General features: G+C 72.3%; 2 protein-coding genes and 1 pseudogene. 1 reads left to right on the forward strand and 2 read right to left on the reverse strand.

The features are described from left to right. Positions 1–500 (reverse strand): annotated as a pseudogene (locus FV230_RS26900) (aminodeoxychorismate synthase, component I); the annotation flags it as partial. Between the two features lie 301 nt (positions 501–801). Here FV230_RS26900 and rimO point away from each other — a divergent pair. Next, a complete protein-coding gene (rimO, locus tag FV230_RS26905; protein ID WP_147729438.1) occupies positions 802–2,157 on the forward strand; it encodes a 30S ribosomal protein S12 methylthiotransferase RimO in 1,356 nt (451 codons plus the stop codon). 121 nt (positions 2,158–2,278) lie between these two features. On the opposite strand, the gene FV230_RS26910 is transcribed toward rimO, so the two are convergent. Then, on the reverse strand, positions 2,279–2,732 hold a 454-nt coding region (locus tag FV230_RS26910), incomplete at its 5' end, for a MazG nucleotide pyrophosphohydrolase domain-containing protein (RefSeq protein ID WP_281408340.1).

Raw genomic sequence — 2,732 nt, forward strand, 5'->3', positions numbered from 1 at the left:
AGCCGCGCCTGCGCGCGGGCCTCGCGCCGCGACGGCTCGGTCTCCGGGAAGCCGGTGGCGGCGAGGCGGCAGGTGCCGGCGCCGTGGTCGATGGTGAGCGCGACGTCGTGGAGGTCGAAGGCGGCGTCGTCCGTCAGCCCGGCCCGGCGCGCGGGCGGGACCACCCGCTCCAGCGCCTGCCCGAGATCGTAGGCGCAGTAGCCGATCGCGCCGCCGGAGAACGCGGCCCCCTCCTCCGGGCCGAGCCGGTAGGGCGCGAGGCAGGCGCGGAGCGCCGCCATCGGCCCGCCGGGGACGGGCCGCCCGTCCAGCGTGGCGCGGCCGTCGCGAAACCGGAAACGGGCGAAGGGGTCGGCCGCCAGGATCGAGACCCGGCCGAGGGTGTCGTGCCGCATCGCGCTGTCGAGGAAGGCGAGGCCGGGCCAGCGGCGCAGCCGCATCGCCGCCGCGACGGGGTCGACGAACGGGATCTCCCGGGTCCAGATCTGTTGCGCCGCCATGTCCTGCGCTGTCGCGTCCGGTTCGAGGGCGACGGGTGCCGGCCCGTCGGTGGGTCCGAAGGCCTCGCACAGGCGGTAGCCCCTGGGAAGCCGCAGCCGATGCCGCAGGGTTTTGCGACCGATGCGCCCGACGCAATCCCACTCGGCGCTCGGCCGCGCGCCGGCGGGGCTCGCGCGGGCGCCGCGATCCCGCTATAGCGATGCCCCATCACGAAAATTCGGGCCCGAAGATCGGGATGTCCCCCATCCTCGGATTCTCGAGGCGTCCGACCTGGCGGCGTCCACGCCGCACAAAGGCAGCATGACCGCATCCGCTCTTCCGTCCGATCCGACGCCCGCAAGGGTCTCGGCCGCACCCAAGATCTCGTTCGTCTCGCTCGGCTGCCCGAAGGCGCTGGTCGATTCCGAGCGGATCCTCACGCATCTGCGGGCGGAGGGCTACGAGCTCGCCCGGCGCCACGACGGGGCGGACGTGGTCATCGTCAACACCTGCGGCTTCCTCGATTCGGCCAAGGCCGAATCGCTCTCGGCGATCGGCGAGGCGATGGCGGAGAACGGCCGGGTCATCGTCACCGGCTGCATGGGCGCCCAGCCCGACGAGATCCGCGACAAGTACCCGAACCTCCTGGCCGTCACCGGCCCGCAGGCCTACGAATCGGTGGTGGCCGCCGTCCACGAGGCGGTGCCGCCGGCCCACGACCCGTTCCTCGACCTGGTGCCGCCGCAGGGCGTCAAGCTGACCCCGCGGCACTACGCCTACCTGAAGATCTCGGAGGGCTGCAACAACCGCTGCACCTTCTGCATCATCCCGTCGCTGCGCGGCGACCTCGTCAGCCGCCCCGCCGGCGACGTGCTGCGCGAGGCGGAGAAGCTGGTCAAGGCCGGCGTGAAGGAGCTGCTCGTCGTCTCGCAGGACACCAGCGCCTACGGCGTCGACCTGCGCTACGCCGAAAGCCCGTGGCGCGACCGCGCGGTGCGGGCGAAGTTCTACGATCTCGCCAAGGAACTCGGCGAGCTCGGTGCCTGGGTCCGACTGCACTACGTCTACCCCTACCCGCACGTCGACGAGGTGATCCCTCTGATGGCGGAGGGGAAGATCCTTCCCTACCTCGACATGCCGCTCCAGCACGCCTCGCCGACCGTGCTCAAGCGCATGCGCCGCCCGGGCAACCAGGAGCGCCAGCTCGAGCGCATCCGGCGCTGGCGCGAGACCTGCCCGGACCTCGCCATCCGCTCGACCTTCATCGTCGGCTTCCCCGGCGAGACCGAGGCGGAGTTCTCGGAGCTGCTCGACTGGATCGGGCAAGCCAAGCTCGAGCGCGTCGGCTGCTTCACCTACGAGCCGGTGACGGGCGCGCTCGCCAATTCCGTCGGCGCGGCGGTGCCGCCGGAACTGCAGGCCGAGCGCAAGCGCCGCTTCATGGAAGCGCAGCAGCAGGTCTCGCTGCGCTTGCAGAAGGCGCGCATCGGCAAGCGCCTGCCCGTGATCGTCGACACGGTGGGGCCCGACGGCATCAAGGGCCGCTCGAAATACGACGCGCCCGAGATCGACGGCACCGTCCACGTCGCCAGCCGTCGGCCGGTGCGCCAGGGCGACATCGTCACCGTGAGGATCGAGGCGGCCGACGCCTACGACCTGCGCGGCAGCGTGGTCTGAGAGCGGGTTTCGAAAGGGATCATCCCTTTCGTGGGTCCAGGGCGAAGCCCTGGTGCCTATTCGTCGGGCTCCGCCCGACACCCGCCAAAGGGATGATCCCTTTGGAATCTCAAATCCGCGATCAGGCCTCGCGCTCGGTTCGCTTGACCGCGGCCCAGGCCGCCTCCATCGCGGCGAGGTCGGCATCCGACAGCGTCCCGCCCGCGGCCTCGAGCCGGGCGGCCATCGCGGTGAAGCGGCGCACGAACTTGTCGTTGCCGGCCCTGAGCGCCGCCTCCGGGTCGATCCCGGCGTGCCGGGCGAGGTTGGCCACCGAGAACAGCAGGTCGCCGATCTCCTCGGCCACGGCCTGCCCGTCGTCGCCGGCGAGCGCCTCGGCGACCTCGTCGGCCTCCTCGCGGACCTTGGCGACCACGTCCGCCGCATCCGCCCAATCGAAGCCGTAGCCGGCCGCCCGCCGCGAGATCTTCTCGGCCCGGGTCAGGGCCGGAAGCGTCCGGGCGACGCCGTCGAGCGGTCCCGCCGGGGCGCGGGACGGCTTGGCGGCGCGCTCGGCGGCCTTGATCGCCTGCCAC

This window comes from Methylobacterium sp. WL6 (assembly GCF_008040095.1).
Classification (GTDB): domain Bacteria; phylum Pseudomonadota; class Alphaproteobacteria; order Rhizobiales; family Beijerinckiaceae; genus Methylobacterium.

Coding starts and splice junctions, on each gene's coding strand:
- rimO (WP_147729438.1), top strand. CDS start 802: ATGACCGCATCCGCTCTTCCGTCCGATCCGACGCCCGCAAGGGTCTCG.